We start from the raw sequence: 20,790 nt of genomic DNA, 5'->3' as shown, positions 1-20,790 counted from the left end.
GTCCTCGCGCGCCTAGAACGGCGAGTCCGGGAAGTAGAACTGCTGCGCGTTTTCCTTCGTGATCAGCACCGACGGGATAATCGTCGTCGGCGGCAGCGCTTCTCCTTTCAGCCGCGCTTCGGCGGTCAGCTTGATCGCGTCATAGATGAATTTCGGCGAGTACGACACATCGGCCTTGATCATCGGCGCGCCGTCGATCACGTCCTTCACCATCCCTTTCGAGCCCGCGCCGCCGAACACGATCTTGATGTCACTGCGTTTCGCCTGATCGATCGCCTTCAGCACGCCGACCGCCATATCGTCGTCGGCAGCCCATACCGCGTCGATATGCTTGAAGCGCGTCAGGTAGTCCTGCATCACCTTGAATGCGTCGTCGCGATTCCAGTTCGCGTACTTCGCATCGAGAATCTTGATGCCCGGATACTGCTTCATCACCGACGTGAACGCAGTCCACCGCTCGTTGTCGAGCGTGGTCGGGATGCCGCGCAGCGCGACGATATCGCCCTTGCCGTCGAGCGCTTTGGCCAGATACTCGGCGGGAATCTTGCCGAATGCGGTGTTGTCGCCCGCCACGTAGGCGTCCTGCGCGCTGGTATCGGTCAGGCCGCGGTCCACCACCGTCACGTACACGCCTTTCTTCTTCACCTGCGCGACCGGCTGCGTCAGCGATGCGGACTCCTGCGGGAAAATCACCAGCGCGTTGATCTTGTTGACCGTCACGAGGTCCTGTAACTGGTTCGCCTGTTCAGGCGCGCTCGCCGCGGTCTTCACGATGATCTTCAGTCCCGGATGTTCCTTCTCGAGATCCGTTTTCGCCTTGTTCGCCCACCAGACGATGCCGCCGGTAAAGCCGTGGTCCGCCGTCGGAATCGCGACGCCCAGCGTGACCTTGTCGTCGGCGCGCGCGGCGCCTGCCGTGATCCCCAGCATCGTAAGCGCTAGCATGCCGGCGCCGACCGCTCGTATGACGTGTTTCATGGTGTTGTCTCCAGATCTGTATGGGCGCTATGGGTGCGCCGGATTTCGTTGTCGAACCACCGAAACGACCACGGCGTGCTGCGTGCCGCGTTGCTGCTTTCCCTCCGCTACATGACACCGTTGAAACCATGCCGGCGCGGCGTGTGCCGCCGCTAACGCCGCCCACGCTGCAGGAACGCGACGACGATAATGACGATGCCCTGCACCGCCGCGTTCAGATACACACTGATGATGCTGGTCAGATTCAGGATGTTCGCGATCACCGACAGCAGCACCGCGCCGATCACGGTGCCGATCACGCGGCCCTCGCCGCCTTTAAGCGCGGTGCCGCCGACCACCACCGCGGCGATCGCTTCGAGCTCCCACAGCAAGCCGGTGGTCGGCGTCGCCGAACCGAGCCGCGGCACATACAGCACGGTCGCGACCCCGACGCATATGCCGAGCAGCACGTACGTGACGATCTTCACCGTATCGACGCGAATCGCCGCATAGCGCGCGACCTGCTCGTTCGAACCGATCGCCTGCACATGGCGGCCGAATGCAGTGCGATTGAGAATCAGCGCGCCGCCCGCCGCGACGGCCAGAAAAACCCAGATCGGCACCGGCACGCCCAGCAGGCTGGCGTAATAGACCGGCCCGTACAGATCGGACAGGTTGTTATCGAGCGTCAGTGCGCCCCCGTCGGCAAGCCAGGTGAGCACCGCGCGGAAAATGCCGAGCGTGCCGAGCGTCACGATAAACGGCTCAATGCGCCCTTTCGTGATCAGCAAACCGTGCGCACAGCCGAACAGCGCACCCAGCACAAGCGCGCATACGATGCCGATCGACACAATCGCGAGCGGCGCGACCGTATGGCCGCCGATACCCGTGGCGAGCCCGTTCATCAGCCAGATCATGATCCCCGCGATCAGCGCGGCCATCGAGCCGACCGACAGGTCGATGCCGCCCGAAATGATGACGAAGGTCATGCCGACCGCGATGATGCCGATAAACGACGTGCGGGTCAGCACGTTCATCATGTTGTCGAGGGTCGCGAAGTCGCGGTTCAGCAGCGTTCCCGCGACGCACAGCACGAGCAGGCCCACGAGCGGACCGAAACCATACAGCACGTGCGCGACACGCGATGCGCGCGGCGTCGGCGCGGAAGTCTCAGTGGGTGCCGGTCGCATGAGCGATCAACTCCTCTTCAGTCAGATGGTCGAGGCCGAGCGTCGCCTGCAACGTGCCGGCGCGCATCACCGCGACGCGATGGCACAGGCCGATCAGCTCGATCAGCTCGGACGAGATCACGATGACCGCACGCCCTTCCGACGCGAGCCGGTGAATCAGGAAGTAGATATCGCGCTTTGCGCCGATATCGACGCCGCGGGTCGGTTCGTCGAGCACGATCACATCGGGGTTCGGCTGCAGGAACTTTGCGAGCGCGAGCTTTTGCTGGTTGCCGCCCGACAGCATCCGCGCGCGGCTCGCGAGATCGCCGGTGCGGATGCCGAACGCGCGCACCGCTTCGGTCAGCGCCGCGCGGCCCGCTTTCAGATCGAGCAGCGGATGCGCGTAGCGCTCGAGCGTCATCAGTGTCAGGTTGTCCTGCAGGCTCAGGTTCACATGCAGGCCCTTGCCCTTGCGGTCTTCGCTCAGATACGTCAGGCCGTGACGCATCGCCTCGCGTGGGCTCTTCAGGTCCACGCGGCGGCCGCCGATCTCGATGCAGCCCGCGCTGCGGCGGCGCAGCCCGATGATCGCTTCGAACGCCTCGGTGCGCCCCGCGCCGACCAGGCCCGCGAAGCCGAACACTTCGCCGGCACGCACCTCGAAGCTCAAACCGTCGACCCAGTCGGGCACACTCAAGTCTGTGACGCGCAGCGCGACCGGCGCGTCGGCCGCGACCGGTGTCTTGTCCGGAAACATATCGGACAACTCACGGCCGACCATCAGGTTCGCCATCTGCTGTCGCGCCAACGCCGCGGTCTCGCTGCGCGCAACGAAACGGCCATCGCGCATCACGATCACCTCGTCGGTGATGCGCTCGACTTCATCGAGCTTGTGCGAGATATAGACGATCGTCACGCCATCCGCGTTGAGCTTCGCCATCAGCGAGAACAGGCGCTCCGTTTCGGATGGCGTGAGCGTCGCGGTGGGCTCGTCCATGATCAGCAGGCGCGCGCGCCGCGACAGCGCCTTCGCGATCTCGACCATCTGCTTTTCCGCGACGATCAGATCGCGCACCTTCGTGTCCGGATGCTTCGTCAGGCCGACCTGCGCGAGATAGCGCTTCGCGTCGGCACGCATCGCGGTGTCATCGAGCAGCAGGCCGCGGCGTTTTTCGTGGCCGAGGTACATGTTCTGCGCGATCGTCAGATGCTCGGCCAGATTGAACTCCTGGTGGATCAGTACGATGCCGGCCGCTTCGGCCGCGCGCGAGCCGTCGAAATGCTGGGGCGCGCCGTCGATCAGGACCGCGCCCGAGGTCGCGCGCTCGTAGCCGGCGAGAATTTTCATCAGCGTCGACTTGCCCGCGCCGTTCTCGCCGAGCAGCCCGTAGATGCGGCCCGGCGCGAGCTCGAAGCTCACGCCGTGCAACACGCGCACCGGGCCGAAGTCTTTGCGGATGTCGTCGAAACGGACAGCGAGGCTCATCGGGGTGGCGCTCCTGCGACGCTCATCATGCGCTGCCGCGCACGACGAGCCGATGCGGCAACAGCACGCCCGGCACGTTCGCACTGCGGTTCGCGAGCCGTTTCAGCAGCAACCGCGCGGCCGTTTCGCCGAGCTCGCGCATCGGCTGCGCGATGGTGGTCAGCGGCGGATCAATTTGCGCGGCAAGCGAAATGTCATCGAAGCCGACCACCGCGACGTCGTCCGGCACGCGCTTGCCGACGCTGCGCAGGCCTTTGACCACGCCGATCGCCAGCGTGTCCGATACGGTGAAGATCGCCGTGGGCGGCTCGGCTTGCGCCATCAGGATCGCCGCCGCGGACGCGCCCGCTTCGTAGTCGAGGCTGTCCAGATGCACTTGCCAGCGCGGGTCGGGGTCGACGCCGGCGTTATGCAGCGCGTCCAGATAGCCGCGCTCGCGTTGCTGCGCATACAGATAACCGTCGCCCGAATTGATCAGCGCGATGCGCGTGTGGCCGCGCGCCAGCAGGTGCATCACCGCGTCGCCGGCCGCGCGGTAGTTGTCGATGCCGACATACGGCACGCCGACGTCCGCATCGAATTCGCAGCATGCGACCCACGGCAAGGTGTTCAGTTCTTCGGACAGCGCCTGCTGCGCGGCGGCCGGATCGAGACAGATCGCCCCGTCCGCGCGGCGGCGGCGCAGCATCTCGAAGTAGCTGCGCTCGCGGCCAGGATCGGCGCCGGTGTCGCACAACAGCATGAAATAGCCATGCTGGCGCGCGACGCTGTCGATGCCACGCACGATTTCCGCGTAGAACGGGTTGCCGAAATTCGGCACCATCGTCAGCAGCAGCCGGCTTTCGGCGGTGCGCAGATTGCGCGCGAGTTCGTTGACGCGATAGCCGGTTGACTCGACTGCGGCGAGCACTTTGTCGCGGGTTTCCGCGCGTACATTCGAATGGCCGTTCAGCACACGCGATACGGTCGCGACCGATACGCCGGCCTGCGCGGCGACGTCGTCGATTGACATGTCCTTCACAGGACGCGGCGAGAGACGTGAGCGCTCCGGTTGCAAGGCCGTGGCATCAGGGTGCGACGATCGGGACACGGCCGTTTTCTCCATGTAATCGATTACATTGACAACTCGATTGTCGCGGACGAAGGGAGAAATCTCAAGGTGGTTGCGCTAGGGATTTGTACTGAGGCCGCAAGGGCGCCCGGCACAGCCGGGCGCGGCAAACGGCTTGGCCACGCCGCCCGCTGGGTGCCAGTCCACGCCCTCCGCAAGGACGACGTCACGTGCCCAACCGTCGGCCGGTTTCTCCCTGGCCGACGCGAGCGTCGCCGCGGTCAGTTCAGACTGGATTACGCAGGCGCGAACGTCATCGCTTTCGGGAACCAGCGCCAACCATAAGTCGTGAACTTCGTGATTGGCTGGGTGTTTGGCGGGGATCGCCACAAGCCGACTACCGTACTGCTTGGGAAAGCCGAAACCGTTCTGTTCGAGAACGTCGCGACCGCTTGCGCGTTGTTGATTGCGCCCGCACGCGTCCCGCCACAGGCAATCAGAAAGATCGGCCCGTCTGTATCACCGAACTCGCTGGCAAGCAGGTGGTTGAGCTCGGTGGCAAAGTCCTCTGGCGTCACGCGTGCCGCCCTATATTGCCACGCGCCATTGGCGGCGCGATTCGACCGCACGGGAAACTGGAGCACGCCCGGCGATCCATGCGTCGCCACAAGGCGAACATTGCCCGCGACGCCCGGCATTTGAACGCGTGTCGCGCTCACGGTAAAGTCGGTCCCGGAGTACTTGTTGAATTGAGATCTGGCTGTCAAGGCCCGCGCTGTGGACACGCGGTCCACAAACCGCCACGCAGCCAGTTTATTTCCGAGCATGTGTACCCCGAGCGGCAGATATTGCAGCACCGCACTCAGGCCCAACAAGACCGTGCTGGCCAGCGTCAACTGGTCGACGGTTTCCTGATCGTCGACCAGTGCGGAGGCCAGCCCCGTCGCACCGCCTCCGAGCGCGACCACCCCGCCAGTGAAGGCCAACCCGCTCGTCAGCGCAAGCGCGCCGCCAACTACCGCCCAAGCGCCCATTCCGAAGCTGACCATGCCAAGCAACAGACCGATCGAGGCCACCACCGGTCCGATGACCCACGCCTTGCTGTTTCCGGACGAATCGGCGAAGGTAACCGGATCGCCTTCGCAATACGCGTAAGGATTCAGTCCGCCTTCACCGAACGGACTTTCGGTGTCGTACTGAAGAAAGCGTAGCAGCACTGAGCTGTCGTAAGAACGCATGCCATCGCCGAGGTGGTACAGCCACGCCATCGGATCGAAGCGTTGTCCTTTGAAGAGCGCCGGATCATACGACGTGTCGAATGCGGCGCTGAGAGAGCCGTATGGGTTGTAGATCTTCGGCACGATCTCTGTGCCCTTTGCAGGATCCGCAGCGCCGTACACGCTGCCGGACGGATCGCTGAACAACATCTGCGGGGACTTCGTGTAGCCCGCTGTCGCATTGCCGCGCGAGCACTGGATCGCGTCGACGTGGCTCGCACCGCTCAGATACGTCGCGAACTGCGCGTCGGTGTCGCTGGCCTGCTGCTTGCGCAGCGACGCGACGAAGCGGCCGTTGCAGTAGGCGAAGGCAGTTGGGCACACGGTATCGAATGTCTCGCCCTTCGGAATCGTCATCTTTTCGCTACGCAACTTGCCCTGGCTGTTGTATTCGAAGTACGCGGTCGTCGGCCGCCAATTCCCATCCGTCGGCTTCGACCTGTTCTGCGTACGCAGTTTTTCGTAGCAATCGTAGGTGCAAGTGGTGATTATTCCGTCCGTTTCCGCCACGCTCGAAATATTGCCCGATGCGTCGTACGTGAGATCCACTTGCCGCGGCGACTCGGACCCGCGCGTGATCACCTGCTTCGTCATCTCAAAGACGTTCTTGCCGTCGTAACTGCACGCGACGCTGGTCGAGTCGCCGGTTTCCTTTAGCTTCGTGCTCCACGACGTGATGTTGTTGTAGTTGTCATAGCCGAACGTGTACTCGCTGACATCGTTGCCGCCCGTATCCTTCGGATAAACGGTCGTCGCGTCGCTGGCCGTTGATCCGCTCAGGCGGCCGGCATAGTCGTACTGGTTCTGCAGCACCGTCGTCACTGCCGCCGCGCCGAAGCGCTGTTCGTTCACCTGATCAAGTCCGTTGTAGACAAGTTCGCTGCTTGCGCATTGTGTGAACGTGCCATCCTCACCCTTGCGCAGGTACGTCTTCGTCGTCAGACGCATTCTGCTGTCGTACGACAGGTCGAGCCGAAACGTCGCGGTGGGCTCGGCGTCCGATCCGAACGTGTAAGTCGCTGACTTCAGCAGTTCGCCACCGGCATAGCTCATCGTTACTTTGAGCACCTGCGCGCCCCCGCTGCGAAACCCGATCGTCGCAACCCGTCCCGCGCTGTCGTAGCCATACCACGCGTCATTTTGCGGGGACCTGCCTGTCACAGACGAGGAGACCGACTTCAGTCTGCCCAGCGGAGTGCGGGAAAAACCGTTCTGGTAGCCGTCTGTCGTGCCGTCCGCGTTCTTCAGCGTCGACACCTCGCCGATGAGTAGCGCGTTCGTGTCATACCTGAGCGTCCTTGTCTCGACCACCGTACCGGTCGTGTAGGTCTGTTCGATCAGCTTGACGATGTCCTTGTTGTACTTGTACGCAAACGAACCGTCTTGCCCCTCCGGCGGCTTCGTGCTCGTCGGTACGCCGCCAAGTTCCGGGCAGTAGTCATGGGCGATCGCGATGCCGCGTGGCGTGGTCTCGGTGGCGGGCGTCACGTACCCGTCCGAGTACGTATAGTCGGTCACGCTCTGCCCGGGGTTAGCGGGGTTCCGGTCCACCTTCGTGATACGCCCGATCCCATCGAATGTACGCGTCGCGACGGTGACGTCATCGACCGACATGCTCGCGATCCGCGGTTCGACCCCGTACTCCCAGTATTGCATGCCGCGCACGCGCGCCGGCTGGTCGTTGTCGTAGTCGGTCGCCGTTGAAACCCGATCGAAGAAGTCGTAGGCGAGCGCAACGCGCATCTGCTTTTGCGTCGCCGCATCCACGACTTTCGTGCCCTGCAGACGGAAAAATTCGTCATAGGTGTAGGTCGTCGTGCTGATCAGCGTCTTCTTGTCGTCGCTGTAGTCCTGGACTGTCAACGGTAGCAAGGTGCCAGGGTCATGGCTGGTTCTCGTGAGGTTGTAAATGGTCACGACGTCCGTTTCCGCCTGCTTGACCGGAACATTCGTGTACTCGGTCAGTATCGCGCTGCCGATATTGAAGTGACGACGGGTTTCCCGGTTGTCGTGATACACCACCCGCGTCAGTTCGCCGAAGCCGTCGTAGTAATAGTTATCCACCAGATCCAGCTGCGCCATTGCCGTGCTGTCTGCCGCGGTCACGTCGTAGTCGTACCGGTGTTCGGTAACCAGCCAGCCTTGCGTGTTGTATTCGGCCGTGCGCGCAACCTGGCTTGCAACCTCCTCTTTTACGATGTTGCCCAATGCGTCGGTCGTGACCTTGACGGCGTTCAGCGACGGTTCAGTGGTGGTCCTCGAATGCAGTTTGCTGGTCGCGTCGAACGCGTAGCTGTATGTGACCGTGCGTTCGAAGCTGGTTCCCGGTGCCCGCTTGTGCGAGGTCACGCGTCCGAACTTGTCGTACTTGAGACTAGTAGACACGCCGAAATTGTCGGTGATCTCCGTTGGCACCCCTGTGAGGCAAGAAATTGTCCTCCATCCGGTCAGCGTGTTGCCGTCGACACCGGTTTCCGTCGTCCAGATGTCGAGCTGTGTGCCATCGGCGGAAAGCGTGTACGTATAGCTGGTCGTCACACCGTTCTCGCGACTGAGCTGCAACAGTGTGGACTTCAGGCGGCCACGCGTCGTGCCGGTGTCGCTCTCCGTATTGAAATACTCGAACTTTGTCTTTTTGTAGTCGGTGCTTTCGACCTTCGCAATGGTTCTTTTCTCCTCTTCGGTCGCTGGCACAGTAAAGGTCGAGCCGTCCTTCATGGAGGTCGACGTATACGTGCGTGTCGTCGTGATGCAATTGTCGGCCGCACTCGTCTTATATTTCTTCGACGTGTTCAGAAATCGCACAAACCCGTTCGGTTCGGGCGGACAGGTATCCGGTACGCCGGCAGCCGCATAATAGGCATAGTCGACAGTGAACCCGCCAATCAGTTTCTCCTGCAGCAGGTTGCCGTATTCGTCGTAGCTGAAATACTGATCCGTTTTGCGTTCGCTCGTTTTCGGCTCTTCCGGCGACACCACAGTTGTTTCGCTGAACGTCGTCAGTATCCGGTTTGGCAGTTTGTATTGTGGCGGCAGTGCCAGATAGCCGAGCGTCGTTTCTCCCGGATAGTAATAATCCACTCTTATCTTGCGACCCTTTATTTGCGCCGTATCCGGAATCGACGTTTCTTCTGAATACAGACGGTGGAATTTGTCATATTCCCGTACGATCGTCGAAGTCTGCGTGCCATCGATATTGAGTGTTTCGGTGGTCTCGTAATGATAGGTAGCGTCGCGATCGTACAGATTGTCGATCGCAGCGGTATTCCACTCCGTATCCTCCTGGTAGCCCAGAAAATTGTTGTAATCCCTATCCTCCTCTTCCTCTTCTGTATCGTCACCATATTCATAGGTATGTACTTCCGATTTTGTCTGTCCCGTGCCCGCCGACGTCAACGACAGTACATACGAGATAGCGACCGGAAAAGTCGTCCACGGAAAACCATCGGGCAATTTCAAACGTTCCTGATAAGATATCTGCTCGGTGGCCGGACCGGCGAAATTGCTGTCCACCTGAGAAATGACACGAAAACCGATGGTTGTACTCGGGCTTAAATAACTGAAACTTAACGTCTGAATATTCTCCGTGTCAGTTAATGCAACGCTGCATGTCCTCAAGCTCAAACCTGTCGAACCGTCGTCGCTGATAGCCAGCGTCATTTTGGTTGCATAGTCTGCATTGCCTTTGTAAAGCTCGATTGCGCATTCGCGAGATTTCAGGCTGCCGGTTTCATCGGTCGTATCTGTGCGGGTGATGTCCACAAGGCTCGTGCCGGATTCGTCGTAAATGCGCGTGAGCGCAGCGCGATCGTATGAACCGCCATACTCCAGAACGAGTTTGTAGCCGCTTTCATGAATAATCTCCGTTACGTAATATCCGATACCGATTTTCGTCAATGTCTCCGTGATGCCGTCCTTGTATCTGACTTGATATCCGTCCGGGTCGGTCGATTTTTTCAGGACCAGGTCGTTGATATAGATCGTGTCAATTGTGAATGCCTGCGTATCCGGATCCTGCTTCAGATTGATCACCCGGCCATCGGTCAATATCAGCTGCAATCGTGAATTATCAAATGTAACTTTACTCAGCCGAGGCGCCCAGCCCAGACCAAATCCCTCGTCCACGCTGCTGAAATGATCGTAGCCAAGTACAAGTTCGAGCGATGGCCCCGAGCGCGCATTTCCGGTTATTTTGGCAATCGGAATATAATAATTAAAAGTGCCGGTACGCGGATCAACTTCGCCTCGCCGGAATGACCAGAATGAAATCGCGTCCGATTGATTGAATATATCGCCGTTGTCGCTGCCGCGCGATGCCGGTGGTTGTTGCGTTTGTGCCTGTTGAGACGTGTTTTGGCATGCGCCGGCATCGGCGACTTTTTGAACAGTTTTCATTTGATGCCCCTGTACCCGCGAAGATATCCGCATAAATCGAAATGCGCCGGCATTACAACAAGGCACACATCGATTAAAAGCCGGTCACGGCAGACTCTTCGAATATAGAAAACACCGATCCGAAATCAATGTTTGGCATCGAAAAAACCGAACGAATTACGAGTGCATCCTTTTATAAATCAGACCGCACCTCAATAATAACGACGTTTAACCTCGCCAATACCCGGTTGTTCGCGGACGAATGGAGTCATCGGTAGTGACCGACACGCGTGAATCCAGCTCGATTGTCAACGTGATTACCGCGCTGATACGCGACCACGAAGCGCCCATCTCACGTGGCTGCACAAACCGATAACCGTCGCCTGGGCGGGATCGGGCTGCGACGGTCTGCACACGGTGCGGAAATTTATACGGAGCGGTTCACCCCGCCACCGCTCAGTTCGCGTCGACGCGTCCGCCATTCGACGAAGGCTGCGTGGTCCCCGACGGTTTCGGTATCTCGCGCGGCGGGATCTCGAAGCGGACTTCCGGACGGCGAACCGCAACCGCCCGCTTGTCCCGCTCGGCGAGTTCGGACTGGATGCGCGCGTCGTAGTCCCGCGCCTGTTGAGCCGACATGTTCACAGTCGCCGCGCCCCATCCGCCGCCGAACCGGTCGACTTGCGTGTAGGGCGCGGCGTTCGGTCCAGGAACCGTCGCGCGCGGGATGACCGTGATTCGCGATTTCGGACCGTCGATCGTGGTGGGCGCGCCCGACCCGGAGAAGTCCATCGGGATCGCCGGTGTCATCGCCCGCAAACGCGACTCGTAGTCACGCTGCACCTGCTTCGAAACATCGAAGGCGAGATTGTTCTGAACGTTGCCGTCGCGTTGCACAGCGCGGTGGTCTGGATCAGTGACGCCGGAGGCAGGAAGAACACGCACCTGTTGCTGTGCGACGTCATCAGCGGCATGGGCGGCCAGCGATGCCGCGGCGAGGATCAAGGCAATGGAAAGGCGGTTCATTCGCGCGGCATCCTCATGGGTCAGCGGTGATTGAGTGTCGAGCGAAGTTAAGCAATCGTTGCGCACCGCATAATCGGACGGCTCCGAAAAGTCCTGCGCACCCGGCTAAGGATACGGGGACCGGCGTCTCACCGTCCCAAGCGGCGACGCGCCGGGGAGCATGCGGCGCGAACGCCCGGTTTGATACAATTGCAGGGTTCTCCCTCAGCGCTCCGCGCTCTGTGCGCGGCCTTCGCCGGCATTCCAACCACACACCGCAGAACGAACTCATCATGAATATCGAGCAAGCACGCTTCAACATGATCGAACAGCAGATTCGCCCCTGGGAAGTGCTCGACCAGGACGTGTTGAACCTGCTGTCCATCGTCAAGCGTGAGAATTTCGTCCCCGCCGCGTACCGCGAACTGGCTTTTGCCGATCTGGAAATCCCGCTGCCGGCCGGCCAGCACATGCTGGCGCCGCGCGTCGAAGCGCGCGTGCTGCAGGAACTCGCCGTGAAGAAGCACGAAAGCGTGCTCGAAATCGGCGCGGGCTCCGGTTATATGGCGGCGTTGCTGGCGCACCGCGGCCAGCACGTGTTGACGGTCGAGATCGAACCGGAACTCGCCGAACTTGCAAAATCGAATCTTGCGGCGAACGGCGTGCTGAACGCTGAAGTCGTGACCGGCGACGCCGCGCGCGGCTGGGCCGCCGTCGCGCCGTACGACGTGATCTGCGTGTCGGGCGGCCTGCCGGTGCTGCCGCAAGACATGCTCGAACATCTGAAGGTTGGCGGGCGCCTCGCCGCATTCGTCGGCACGCTGCCGGTGATGAAGGCGCAGATCATCACGCGCGTCGACGAAAAGCAGTTCCGTGTCGCCGATGTGTTCGAGACCTACGTCGAACCGCTCACGAACGCGGTGCAGCCGCCGCGCTTCAAGTTCTAAGTTGCACTCAACCGCACGCCCCGAACCCAACCGGATCGCCTGATTCTGATGCAAAACCTGTCCGCCCCCGCTCTTGCCGAATGGCTTGCCGACCTATCGCGCGCCACGCCCGTGGTGCTTGACGTGCGCGAACCGTGGGAAATTGAAACGGCAAAGATCGCCGGCAGCGTATCGATTCCGATGCGCGAGATTCCGGCACGCAGCGAAGAACTCGACGACGAAGCACCGATCGTCTGCGTTTGCCATCACGGCGCGCGCAGCGCGCAGGTCGCGATGTTCCTCGAATCGCGTGGCCATACGAACGTGTTTAATCTGCAAGGCGGAATTGACGCGTGGTCGCGTCAGGTGGATCCGTCGGTGCCGACTTATTGAGCGCCGCGGACCTGTCCGTGAAGAAGCGCCGGCAAGGGTCCGGCGCTTTTTTTCGCCCCGGCCGTTTCCGTTGCGCTTCTGCACGGCGCTCAGTTGAAGCGGTTTCCCGCATCAATTCAGAATTTTCCTAAGTCATCCTGATCGATTCGTCTGGCACCATGCTCCGACCTTTTTCCGGAGCCTGACCCGTGACCCGACGTCAATCGACCGCAGCCTGTGCGATCACCGCGTTGCTGCTCTTTCCCTGCGTGTCGCACGCGACACTTGGCGCCAAGCCATCAACCATTACTTCGAACGCAACCGATCGCCCGGTTCTGCGCGGCGCGGCGCAGACGACCCTTTCAAGTCCGCTGTACGCCGTGCAAAGCACGAGCAGCAGCGACGGCGTCACGGTGCACGAGTATACGTCGCGCGATGGCATCGTCTTCGCGGTCACGTGGAGTGGCCCGGTGCGCCCCGACATGGCCGCGCTGCTCGGCAGCTACTTCCCGAACTTCGCGTCGGCGGCGCGTCGCGGCGAGCGCGGCACGGGTCCGCTCGTCGAGCGCAGCGGCGCTTTGCAGATCGAGTCGATCGGTCATCAAGGCTGGTTCATCGGCAAGGCCTGGGTGCCGCGGCTCGTGCCGGCGCAGGTCGATCTCGGCGAACTGGATTGATTGAGGGGCGATGATGTTCGAGACAAGGAAACGCGTGAAGACAAAACGGTTCAGCAAGACGCTGTACGCGGCGGCCTTTGCGGCTGCTGTGCTTGCGGCATGTGGCGGAGACGGAAGCGACGGGTCCGGGTCGCAGTCGTGGGTGGGCAAGCCGGTCGAGCCGGCACAGAACACGACTGCGAACAATACAGCCGGCGGCGGGAAGTCGAATGCGGCGCCAGGCGGCACAGGTGCGACGCAGAACGGTTCGGCGGGAAGCGGTACGTCGGGAAAAGGGGCTTCGGGCAGTGGCTCTTCGGGTAGTGGCTCGTCGGGTAGTGGCTCGTCGGGTAGTGGCTCTTCGGGTAGCGGCTCTTCGGGTAGTGGCACTTCGGGGAGCGGCTCGTCGGGAACCGATTCATCGTCCGCCACCGACAACCCATCAAGCGGCGGCAGCCCCCCCGACACTCCACCCGCCTCTGCCCCGAACGTCGCATCGATCGTCATCGACAACGCGCTCGGCGTCACCGTGAACCAGCCCTACGTCACGGTCAAGCTCTGCGCGCCCAACGCGCAAAGCGACTCCGCGTGTGTGACCGTCGACCACATGCTGCTCGATACCGGATCGATCGGCGTGCGCGTGCTGGCCAATGCGCTCGGCTCGTCGCTGACCGCACGCCTGCCGCAGCAAACCGGCGCATCGAATGACCCGAGCGGCGCGGCGCCGCTCGCTCAGTGCGCGCTGTTCGGCTCCGGATATCTGTGGGGCTCGCTGCGCCGCGCGGATGTGACGATCGGTGGCATGACCGCGCGCGACATTCCCGTGCAGATCGCCAGCGATGCCGCATACCCATCGACGCCCGCCGATTGTGAATCACGCGGCGTCGCCGACCTCGGCACCGTGAACGCGCTCGGCGCGAAAGGCGTCGTCGGCATCGGCCATCGCGCACGGGACTTTCCGCAGGCCGCGCAGACGCCGCTTGCCGCCACTTACTACTATTGCGCAAGCGCAACGTCATGCAGCGCCGCGCGCGTGCCGCTCGAGCGGCAAACGATCAACCCGGTCGCCGGTTTTGCGACGGACAACAATGGCACGATCATCCGCCTGCCGGCACTGCCGGCCGATGGCCAGGCAAGCGTGACGGGCGAACTGATTTTTGGCGTGGGCACACGATCGAATAACGCATTAACCGCGAACGCAAAGATTCTCGCCGTCACCGATCAAGGCACGCTGACGACGCTGTACGCGAACCGGTCCGTGACCGGCATCGTCGACAGCGGCACGAACGGCTTGCTGTTCCGCGATACGTCGATTCCGACCGGCGTGAACGACTGGTACGCGCCGCAGAACACCCTGAGCCTCGCCGCCACGATGATGTCGACGATCGGCCTGCAAGCGGCCGTGCCATTCTCGATCGCGAATGCAGATCGACTGTTCACAATCGGTTACGCAGCGCACGACAACCTGGGCGCGCTATCGCTGTCGTCGAATATGTTCGTTTGGGGTTTGCCGTTCTATTTCGGACGCAGCGTCTATACCGTGCTGAGCGGCGCGCAGGCGGCCACGGAGACCGGCCTGAAGGCCGGTCCGTTCATTGCGTTCCAGACGCTCACCTATACAAGGTGACGACCCTCAGCTACGCCAGAGCCCGGACGCGCGGCGAAGAGCTCATCAGTTTCGGAAACCAGGGAACGCCGAACTGTTCCGCGTCGACCCCTGGGAACGGACTGCCGGGCATATCGCACAACAATTGTCCGCATGGGATCGCGGAGTCGGGACGTCCGAGCAGTGCGACGAGTTCTTTTGCGTTCAGATTCACGCCTTGACCGGCTGCCGACGATGCAAGGAGCGCCAACGGACCACTGCCGTCAAGAAGATAGTAGTAGCGCGTCGCCTCCATCGCTCCCTGAAAGGCGGAAGATCTTAGCGCCCGATGAGCTATCGTTCTAGCGAGCAAGAACGATAAATTCGCCTGCTGGGTGAACTCCTGCCCGCCGGCGACCCGCAGTGCGGCCGAGATAGCCCTGCTGGCTACCGACGCACTGGCCGCACCCACGCTCGCATTCACGGCAAGTGCTTCCGCAGCCTGAAGCTTCTGAGCGAATCGAAAGGCACTTACGCCGATGGGCAACCATGCCGTTACCAGGCTTGCCACGCCCAAGACGTAGCTGGCCGTGCCTAACTGTTCCGACAATTCACCTTCGTGTACTGCCGACGCGATGCCGGTGGCGCCCGAAACGACTCCTGTCACATTCGAGACCACACCCAATGCACCCGTGATCGCAGCACTGGCCGTCATGCCCTTCGCGGCGGCTGCAGCCGCAAGCAAGCCGCCCATTGCGCCAAGGAGCCCGACAAATGACACGGCAACTGCCGCCGCACCCAGCACAATGGAAAGCGTCCTGCTTTCGCCAGTCAGATCCGCGTACGTGACGGGATCTCCCATGCAGTAAGCGTACGGATTAATTCCGCCCTCACCAAAAGGACTCTGAACATCGTATTGCAGGAAGCGCATCATCGCCGGATCGTATGCGCGGTTACCTTCGGCAAGATGATAGAGCGCTGTCAATTGATCGAAGCGGACACCTTTAAACCGAACTGGATCATACTCCGATGGCCCCTGCGGGTCTTGCACTTGGCCATAAGGGTGGTACACGAGCTGCTGCACGTCGGGAATACCATCCGCGTCGGGGTCGACCTGCGCATAGACGCTACCAGACACATCGCTAAGCTGGAACATGCGGGTAGTAGGTGTGAAAATCCCGCTACTGACCTTGCCGACACTGATGGCGTCCACCGCGGTCGCCGCTCGCAAATAAGACGCGACCACCACTTCCGTGTCCGACGGCGCAAGTCTGCGCCATAAGGCGGAGAACCCGGCGCCGCAATAACCGTAGGCCGTCGCTTGCCCTTGTTGCACTACGCCGTCGACCGTTTGCTCATCCCTTTCCCCCAGGAGCCTGTCTTGACTGTTACGGCCTATCGTCGTTGTGCCCACGCCGCCGAGCTCGATTTCACTGAGCTTCTCGAGCCAGTCATAACGGAAAGTTCGCGCTGACACGCTGCCGTCAGACCACGTATACCCGGTCAGGTTACCTGATTCGTCGTGACTTACATCAATGTCCCTGATTTTGGTTCCGGACGAATCGAATTGAGAAATTTGAGTGAGCTCAAACTTGTTTTTTCCTGCGTATGAAAATGTAACCATTTCAGTATCACCGGAGATCAGATCAGTCATGCCGACTGAGGTGATATTGTCATATTCATCATATATATAGTAAAACTCCTTGACTGGATTGCCGTTCAAGTCAACCGGATAAATCGTCGTATTATCCACATTGGCCTTCGCGGAAATCAGACGCCCGAGGTAATCAAACCCATACGACATTTCAGTGACATTTTTCTTTTCAACACCAGCTTCGATATATTGACTGATTATTTGACCGAGGCAATCATATTCAACGTCGTCGGTCGCAATATCAGTATATTGTGGCGGGTCGCCGGTCAAGATACAATATTGTTTACTGCGCAAACGCAACCTTTCGTCGTAGCCGAAACGTAACGAAAATTTGACATCACTGGCGTCGCTTTTTTTAAAAGAATAGACGGCCTCTGCTGGCAAGTCGCCGAAATAATAAGTCAGGTCCACCTGGAGATGTACGTTGTACTCGGCTGACACCGATCGGCTGAAAGACACCCTCGATATACGGCCCGACGAGTCGTAAAAATATCCGATCCTGGACGTTGGATTGTCCTGCGCGATAGTGCTGATTGATTTGATCCTACCGGACTCCGTGCGCTCGAAGGTACTTTGATATTTTCCCGGTATTTCACTGTTGAGTTGCGTTTGGGTCAATTCGCTAATCAGCAATCCATTGGCGTCGTAACCGCAATAGCGGGTCTGCGATCCAGCTGTCGAAGTAATGGTTTCCGAAAACAACTTCAACTTGCTGATATCGTAAAGATAGTTGAAGCTCGCCCCTTGTTCCGGCGTGATTGACTTCACAAGACCACCCAACTCGTCAAAGTACGTGTAGGCACACGACAGGTTACGTGGGGAAGAGATCGTGTTCGGGGTAGTCCTGCCGGCGTCATACACGCATAGGGTGTTCCATGCGTTAGCGGGTGGAGAAGCGTCAGGATTGCGCTGGATCGTAACGAGGCGCCCCAATCCATCGTAAGTGCGCTTTGCTACAAGCACCTTATTGACCGACAGGGACGTCAGCTTGGTTTCGCTCCCGTACTTCCAGTACGACACGCTTGTGACACGTCGTTCTAATTCACCTTCTTCGTACTCCTCGCGCTGGAAAATCCGATCGCAGAAGTCATACGCGTATTTATGATGTTTATATACATGATCATCCGGGCCGATCACTTTCAGTTCATTTAAACGAAAGAATACGTCATAGGCGTAACTCGTCTTGGAAGTGAACGTTTCGCCATCAATATGACATTCAGAAACACTCATCGGCAGCATATTGTTGAGATCGTAAAGTGTCTCCGTGCAGTCGAAATGAACCTCCTCACCCATGTCCTTGCCCGTCCAATATTCCTTCAGTTTGGCGGTGCCTATCTCGAAACGACGATTGAAAATGCTCCCATTCTGATAGGTCACTTTGGTCAGATTGTCAAACGCGTCGTATTCGTACAGGCTGGTGATATCAAGCGATTTGTCGATCTCGACATTATCCTCGATCATTGGCACGCTCTCGTCATGAAGGATCTCTGTTACCAGCAGACCGCGCGTGTTGTATTCCGCTTTTCGCGTTGTTCTTCCCGCGGTCACCTCACTGACGACATTGCCAAGTGCATCGAATGTTTCGACGACCGCCGACATAGTCGGTATCTGTTTCGTCCTGGTCTGCACGCCCGAATCATCGACGGAATAGCTATATGTCGTGACGCTCTCCATGGCACTCCCCGCTGCCCGCGTCAGGGAGATCATTCTCCCGAACTTGTCGTAGCTGGAGGTTGTGGAGATACCGACATTGTCGACCAGCTTGAGCAGCCAGCCAGTGAGTGCGCTGACCTGTTTTTGCTCGCTGAATGCATCGGTTTCGGTCACCCCTGTCTGATCACTCGTTATAGTGAATCTGGTGTTGTCCGCAGAAAATTCATATTTGTAAGTCGTACGTATTCCAGCGGGATTGCTTATCCTCGTTTCCTGATACTTTAACCTTCCCTTATTGGCAGCAGTGGATTCGTCATCCCATGAATAATACGTATAGTCTATAATCCGGAACTCCTTGAGCTCTTTGGAAGACCGCGTCCTTTTCTCCTCCTCCTTCATCAATACTACGTAGTCGCAATCATCCTTTACACGCGTCGACTTGTAGGTACAGGTCGTCTTGATCAGATCTGTCGAAACACCGGATTTGTGCTTTGTCATGGTATTAACATAACGAACGAAGCCGTTCTTCTCTGCCGGACACTGATCTTTGGTCCCCTCCGCCGGATAGTACGTAAAATCGCTTGTCATTCCTCCGCTCAGCCCTTGACTAAGCACATTTCCGAATTCATCGAACGAAGCCGTTTGTGTCGTCGTACGCTCCGCCTTGATTCCCGCGTCTTTGATTTCATCTGTGTAAGTGGTATCGACCTGAGTTGGAAGCTTGTACTGCGCCGGCAAAGAAGCATATGCAGTGGTTGTATCTCCCGGATATGTATACGTCGATTTGACTTTTCGATCGAACTGCAGGCTTGTCTCGGGCTTGGTGTACGTCGGCAGTTCGACGGTTTCGGTTTTTGCCCGATGAAACTTGTCGTAAACACGGATCGTCGAATGAATCTCCACGCCATCAAGCGCCAGTTTATCCGTCGACGTGTAGTCGTAATCAGAGGGACATGAATAGATGTTATCAACCGCGTTGTTGTCCCAAGAAGTCACCCCGTTGAAGCCAAGAAAGTTATCAGTATCCGCCCCCCCGCCATAGGTGTACGTGTGCTTTTCCTGTTTGGTGTTTCCTGTTCCTGAGGACGGCATCGATAGCAAATGGGACGAGACCGCAGGCAGCGACTCCCACGGTGCTCCCGGAGGTGCCGTCAGATTAGCGTTGTATTCGACAGTCTCCGTCGCCAAACCCGTGAAATTGCTTTCGGCCTGCGTGATCAGGCAAAAACCATTGACGACTGCGTACGACAGCTTGACCACGGCCAACGGGGTATCGAACTGCATCGCGCACGATCGCATTGTGGCTGTTTGCGTCACAGCGTCGCTTTGGCACGTGAGCTTCATCGAACTGGCTGCACTTTCACTGCCCGGATAAAAATTAACAGTGACTGTTCCGACCAGGTAGCCGGTATCGTCGTACCTGAAGTCTCGTTCAACCGAAAGGAGATCGGTTCCTGCCTCGTCATAGATGCGCTTCAGCCACGGTATGCTTGACGTCTCGTCGTATTCGAGATTCAGTGAAAATCCGTTTTCACCGGTCAATTTCGTCAGAATCACATATTGCTGCAGCGCGCCCTTAGCTTCGAGCATTTCCGCACTGCCATCCTTGTACACGATTTGATATGCACCGGCTGGTGAGTTAAGCTTGCTGAATTTAAAGTCCTTGATTCCAATCGTCCGAGTAGTGTAGGCATCTCCATCCGCCGTGAGATCGATAATTCGACCGTCACGCAGCACCACTTTCTTCTGGGAGTTGTTATCAATCACCCTTGAGAATCCGAAAGTCCAGCCTTCGCCGAACCCTTCATCGCGCTTAATGAAGTGGTCGTATTTAAGATTGAGCTCCATGGTCGGGCCCATCATACGGTTGCCCGTCAACTTCGCAATCGGAATCCGATAGTTGAAACTACCCGTCCGCGGGTCTACCTGACCACGACGAAAGCTGACGAAGGATAATGCGTTCGACTGGCTAAAGCTGGCGTCCGCTCCATCTCCAACGGATCGCGACGCAGTCGCCCCCGAGGATTCGCCTTCCGGCGCGCGGGGAGCAGATTGGGTGCCGGAAGCCGGCTTGTGGTCGGGGGAGATCATCACGGTGCTCCTTGAAAAACAGTGCACACAAACAGTAGCCGATTAAATCAACCAAGCAGAAATCCTGGAATACAGAAATCCATCGTTATCGAGTAGAGGATTTTTAATTCAACAAATCAAACAGCGAAAGAAAAGCAACGCTGTTGAGCGTTTTAAAAAATTCGAAACGTTAATTAGCAAGCCACGCATTTCTCTAATGCTCGCCCCAATCATGATAATTCACTTTTCCGGTTTATCAAATTAAAATAAGGAAATTAAACATGACGCATCCTTAATCACGCTTCTCCGGATTACAAGAAAAGAAACCTGCTTCATTCTGAACACTCCGCAACCAGATGCCATCGCAGTGTGATTACGGATGAAGAATCCGGCAGGACCATACATTTGCAAAAGCGCGCTCTGCACGGCGAGCGAAGCGACGCATGCAACAAGTGGGCAGCTAGCAGAAAGGCAGCGATACGGCCTGGCGGCCGCAATTAATTTCGATATCCAACGAATCCAGCGCGTTCACCGCGCCGGCTCATGAAACAG

Annotated in this window: 11 protein-coding genes; 4 read left to right on the top strand and 7 right to left on the bottom strand. The window is 59.0% G+C overall.

Annotation, left to right across the window (positions count from 1 at the left end):
- Positions 1–12 precede the first annotated feature (12 nt).
- From HV796_RS18870 to HV796_RS18845, 6 genes are all read right to left on the bottom strand, one after another.
- The gene (locus HV796_RS18870) at positions 13–978 is read right to left on the bottom strand and encodes a substrate-binding domain-containing protein (protein ID WP_175228005.1); all 966 of its coding nucleotides are present in this window, start codon (positions 976–978) and stop codon (positions 13–15) included.
- Between the two features lie 152 nt (positions 979–1,130).
- On the bottom strand, positions 1,131–2,147 hold the full coding sequence (locus tag HV796_RS18865) for an ABC transporter permease (protein ID WP_175228004.1): 1,017 nt from the start codon (positions 2,145–2,147) through the stop codon (positions 1,131–1,133).
- A complete protein-coding gene (locus HV796_RS18860; protein ID WP_175228003.1) occupies positions 2,128–3,615 on the bottom strand; it encodes a sugar ABC transporter ATP-binding protein in 1,488 nt (495 codons plus the stop codon). Before HV796_RS18860 ends, HV796_RS18865 begins: the two co-directional genes overlap by 20 nt.
- Positions 3,616–3,640: 25 nt before the next feature.
- Positions 3,641–4,627 (bottom strand): LacI family DNA-binding transcriptional regulator, encoded by a 987-nt coding sequence (locus HV796_RS18855; protein WP_246355927.1) that lies wholly within the window; start codon positions 4,625–4,627, stop codon positions 3,641–3,643.
- A 335-nt stretch (positions 4,628–4,962) separates the two neighbouring features.
- Positions 4,963–9,990 carry an RHS repeat-associated core domain-containing protein gene (locus HV796_RS18850; RefSeq protein WP_175228001.1) on the bottom strand — a complete coding sequence of 1,676 codons (5,028 nt, stop codon included), beginning with the start codon at positions 9,988–9,990 and terminating at the stop codon, positions 4,963–4,965.
- 783 nt (positions 9,991–10,773) lie between these two features.
- Entirely contained in the window at positions 10,774–11,343 is a 570-nt protein-coding gene (locus HV796_RS18845) for a hypothetical protein (protein WP_175228000.1), read from the bottom strand.
- A gap of 272 nt (positions 11,344–11,615) precedes the next feature.
- Between HV796_RS18845 and HV796_RS18840 the strand changes: the two genes are divergently transcribed.
- The 4 genes from HV796_RS18840 (at position 11,616) to HV796_RS18825 (ending at position 14,903) form a co-directional block, all read left to right on the top strand.
- Entirely contained in the window at positions 11,616–12,269 is a 654-nt protein-coding gene (locus HV796_RS18840; protein WP_175227999.1) for a protein-L-isoaspartate O-methyltransferase family protein, read from the top strand.
- Between the two features lie 48 nt (positions 12,270–12,317).
- Positions 12,318–12,641 carry a rhodanese-like domain-containing protein gene (locus HV796_RS18835; protein ID WP_175227998.1) on the top strand — a complete coding sequence of 108 codons (324 nt, stop codon included), beginning with the start codon at positions 12,318–12,320 and terminating at the stop codon, positions 12,639–12,641.
- A 188-nt stretch (positions 12,642–12,829) separates the two neighbouring features.
- Positions 12,830–13,297, top strand: a complete 468-nt coding sequence (locus HV796_RS18830) for a DUF2844 domain-containing protein (RefSeq protein WP_246355922.1) — start codon at positions 12,830–12,832, stop codon at positions 13,295–13,297.
- 34 nt (positions 13,298–13,331) lie between these two features.
- Positions 13,332–14,903 carry a DUF3443 family protein gene (locus HV796_RS18825; RefSeq protein WP_246355921.1) on the top strand — a complete coding sequence of 524 codons (1,572 nt, stop codon included), beginning with the start codon at positions 13,332–13,334 and terminating at the stop codon, positions 14,901–14,903.
- A 10-nt stretch (positions 14,904–14,913) separates the two neighbouring features.
- On the opposite strand, the gene HV796_RS18820 is transcribed toward HV796_RS18825, so the two are convergent.
- Positions 14,914–20,259, bottom strand: a complete 5,346-nt coding sequence (locus tag HV796_RS18820) for an RHS repeat-associated core domain-containing protein (protein ID WP_175227997.1) — start codon at positions 20,257–20,259, stop codon at positions 14,914–14,916.
- Positions 20,260–20,790: the final 531 nt, after the last annotated feature.

The sequence above is a fragment of the Paraburkholderia humisilvae genome, from assembly GCF_902859855.1.
GTDB lineage: Bacteria > Pseudomonadota > Gammaproteobacteria > Burkholderiales > Burkholderiaceae > Paraburkholderia > Paraburkholderia humisilvae.
Note: the sequence above shows the minus strand (reverse complement) of the source record. Positions and strands in the feature narration are given on the sequence as shown.

What these genes read in the sequence shown, in the direction of transcription:
- HV796_RS18840 (WP_175227999.1), top strand. Translation starts at nt 11,616, where the DNA reads ATGAATATCGAGCAAGCACGCTTCAACATGATCGAACAGCAGATTCGC.
- HV796_RS18870 (WP_175228005.1), bottom strand. Translation starts at nt 978, where the DNA reads ATGAAACACGTCATACGAGCGGTCGGCGCCGGCATGCTAGCGCTTACG.
- HV796_RS18835 (WP_175227998.1), top strand. Translation starts at nt 12,318, where the DNA reads ATGCAAAACCTGTCCGCCCCCGCTCTTGCCGAATGGCTTGCCGACCTA.
- HV796_RS18820 (WP_175227997.1), bottom strand. Translation starts at nt 20,259, where the DNA reads ATGATCTCCCCCGACCACAAGCCGGCTTCCGGCACCCAATCTGCTCCC.
- HV796_RS18860 (WP_175228003.1), bottom strand. Translation starts at nt 3,615, where the DNA reads ATGAGCCTCGCTGTCCGTTTCGACGACATCCGCAAAGACTTCGGCCCG.
- HV796_RS18845 (WP_175228000.1), bottom strand. Translation starts at nt 11,343, where the DNA reads ATGAACCGCCTTTCCATTGCCTTGATCCTCGCCGCGGCATCGCTGGCC.
- HV796_RS18865 (WP_175228004.1), bottom strand. Translation starts at nt 2,147, where the DNA reads ATGCGACCGGCACCCACTGAGACTTCCGCGCCGACGCCGCGCGCATCG.
- HV796_RS18855 (WP_246355927.1), bottom strand. Translation starts at nt 4,627, where the DNA reads ATGTCAATCGACGACGTCGCCGCGCAGGCCGGCGTATCGGTCGCGACC.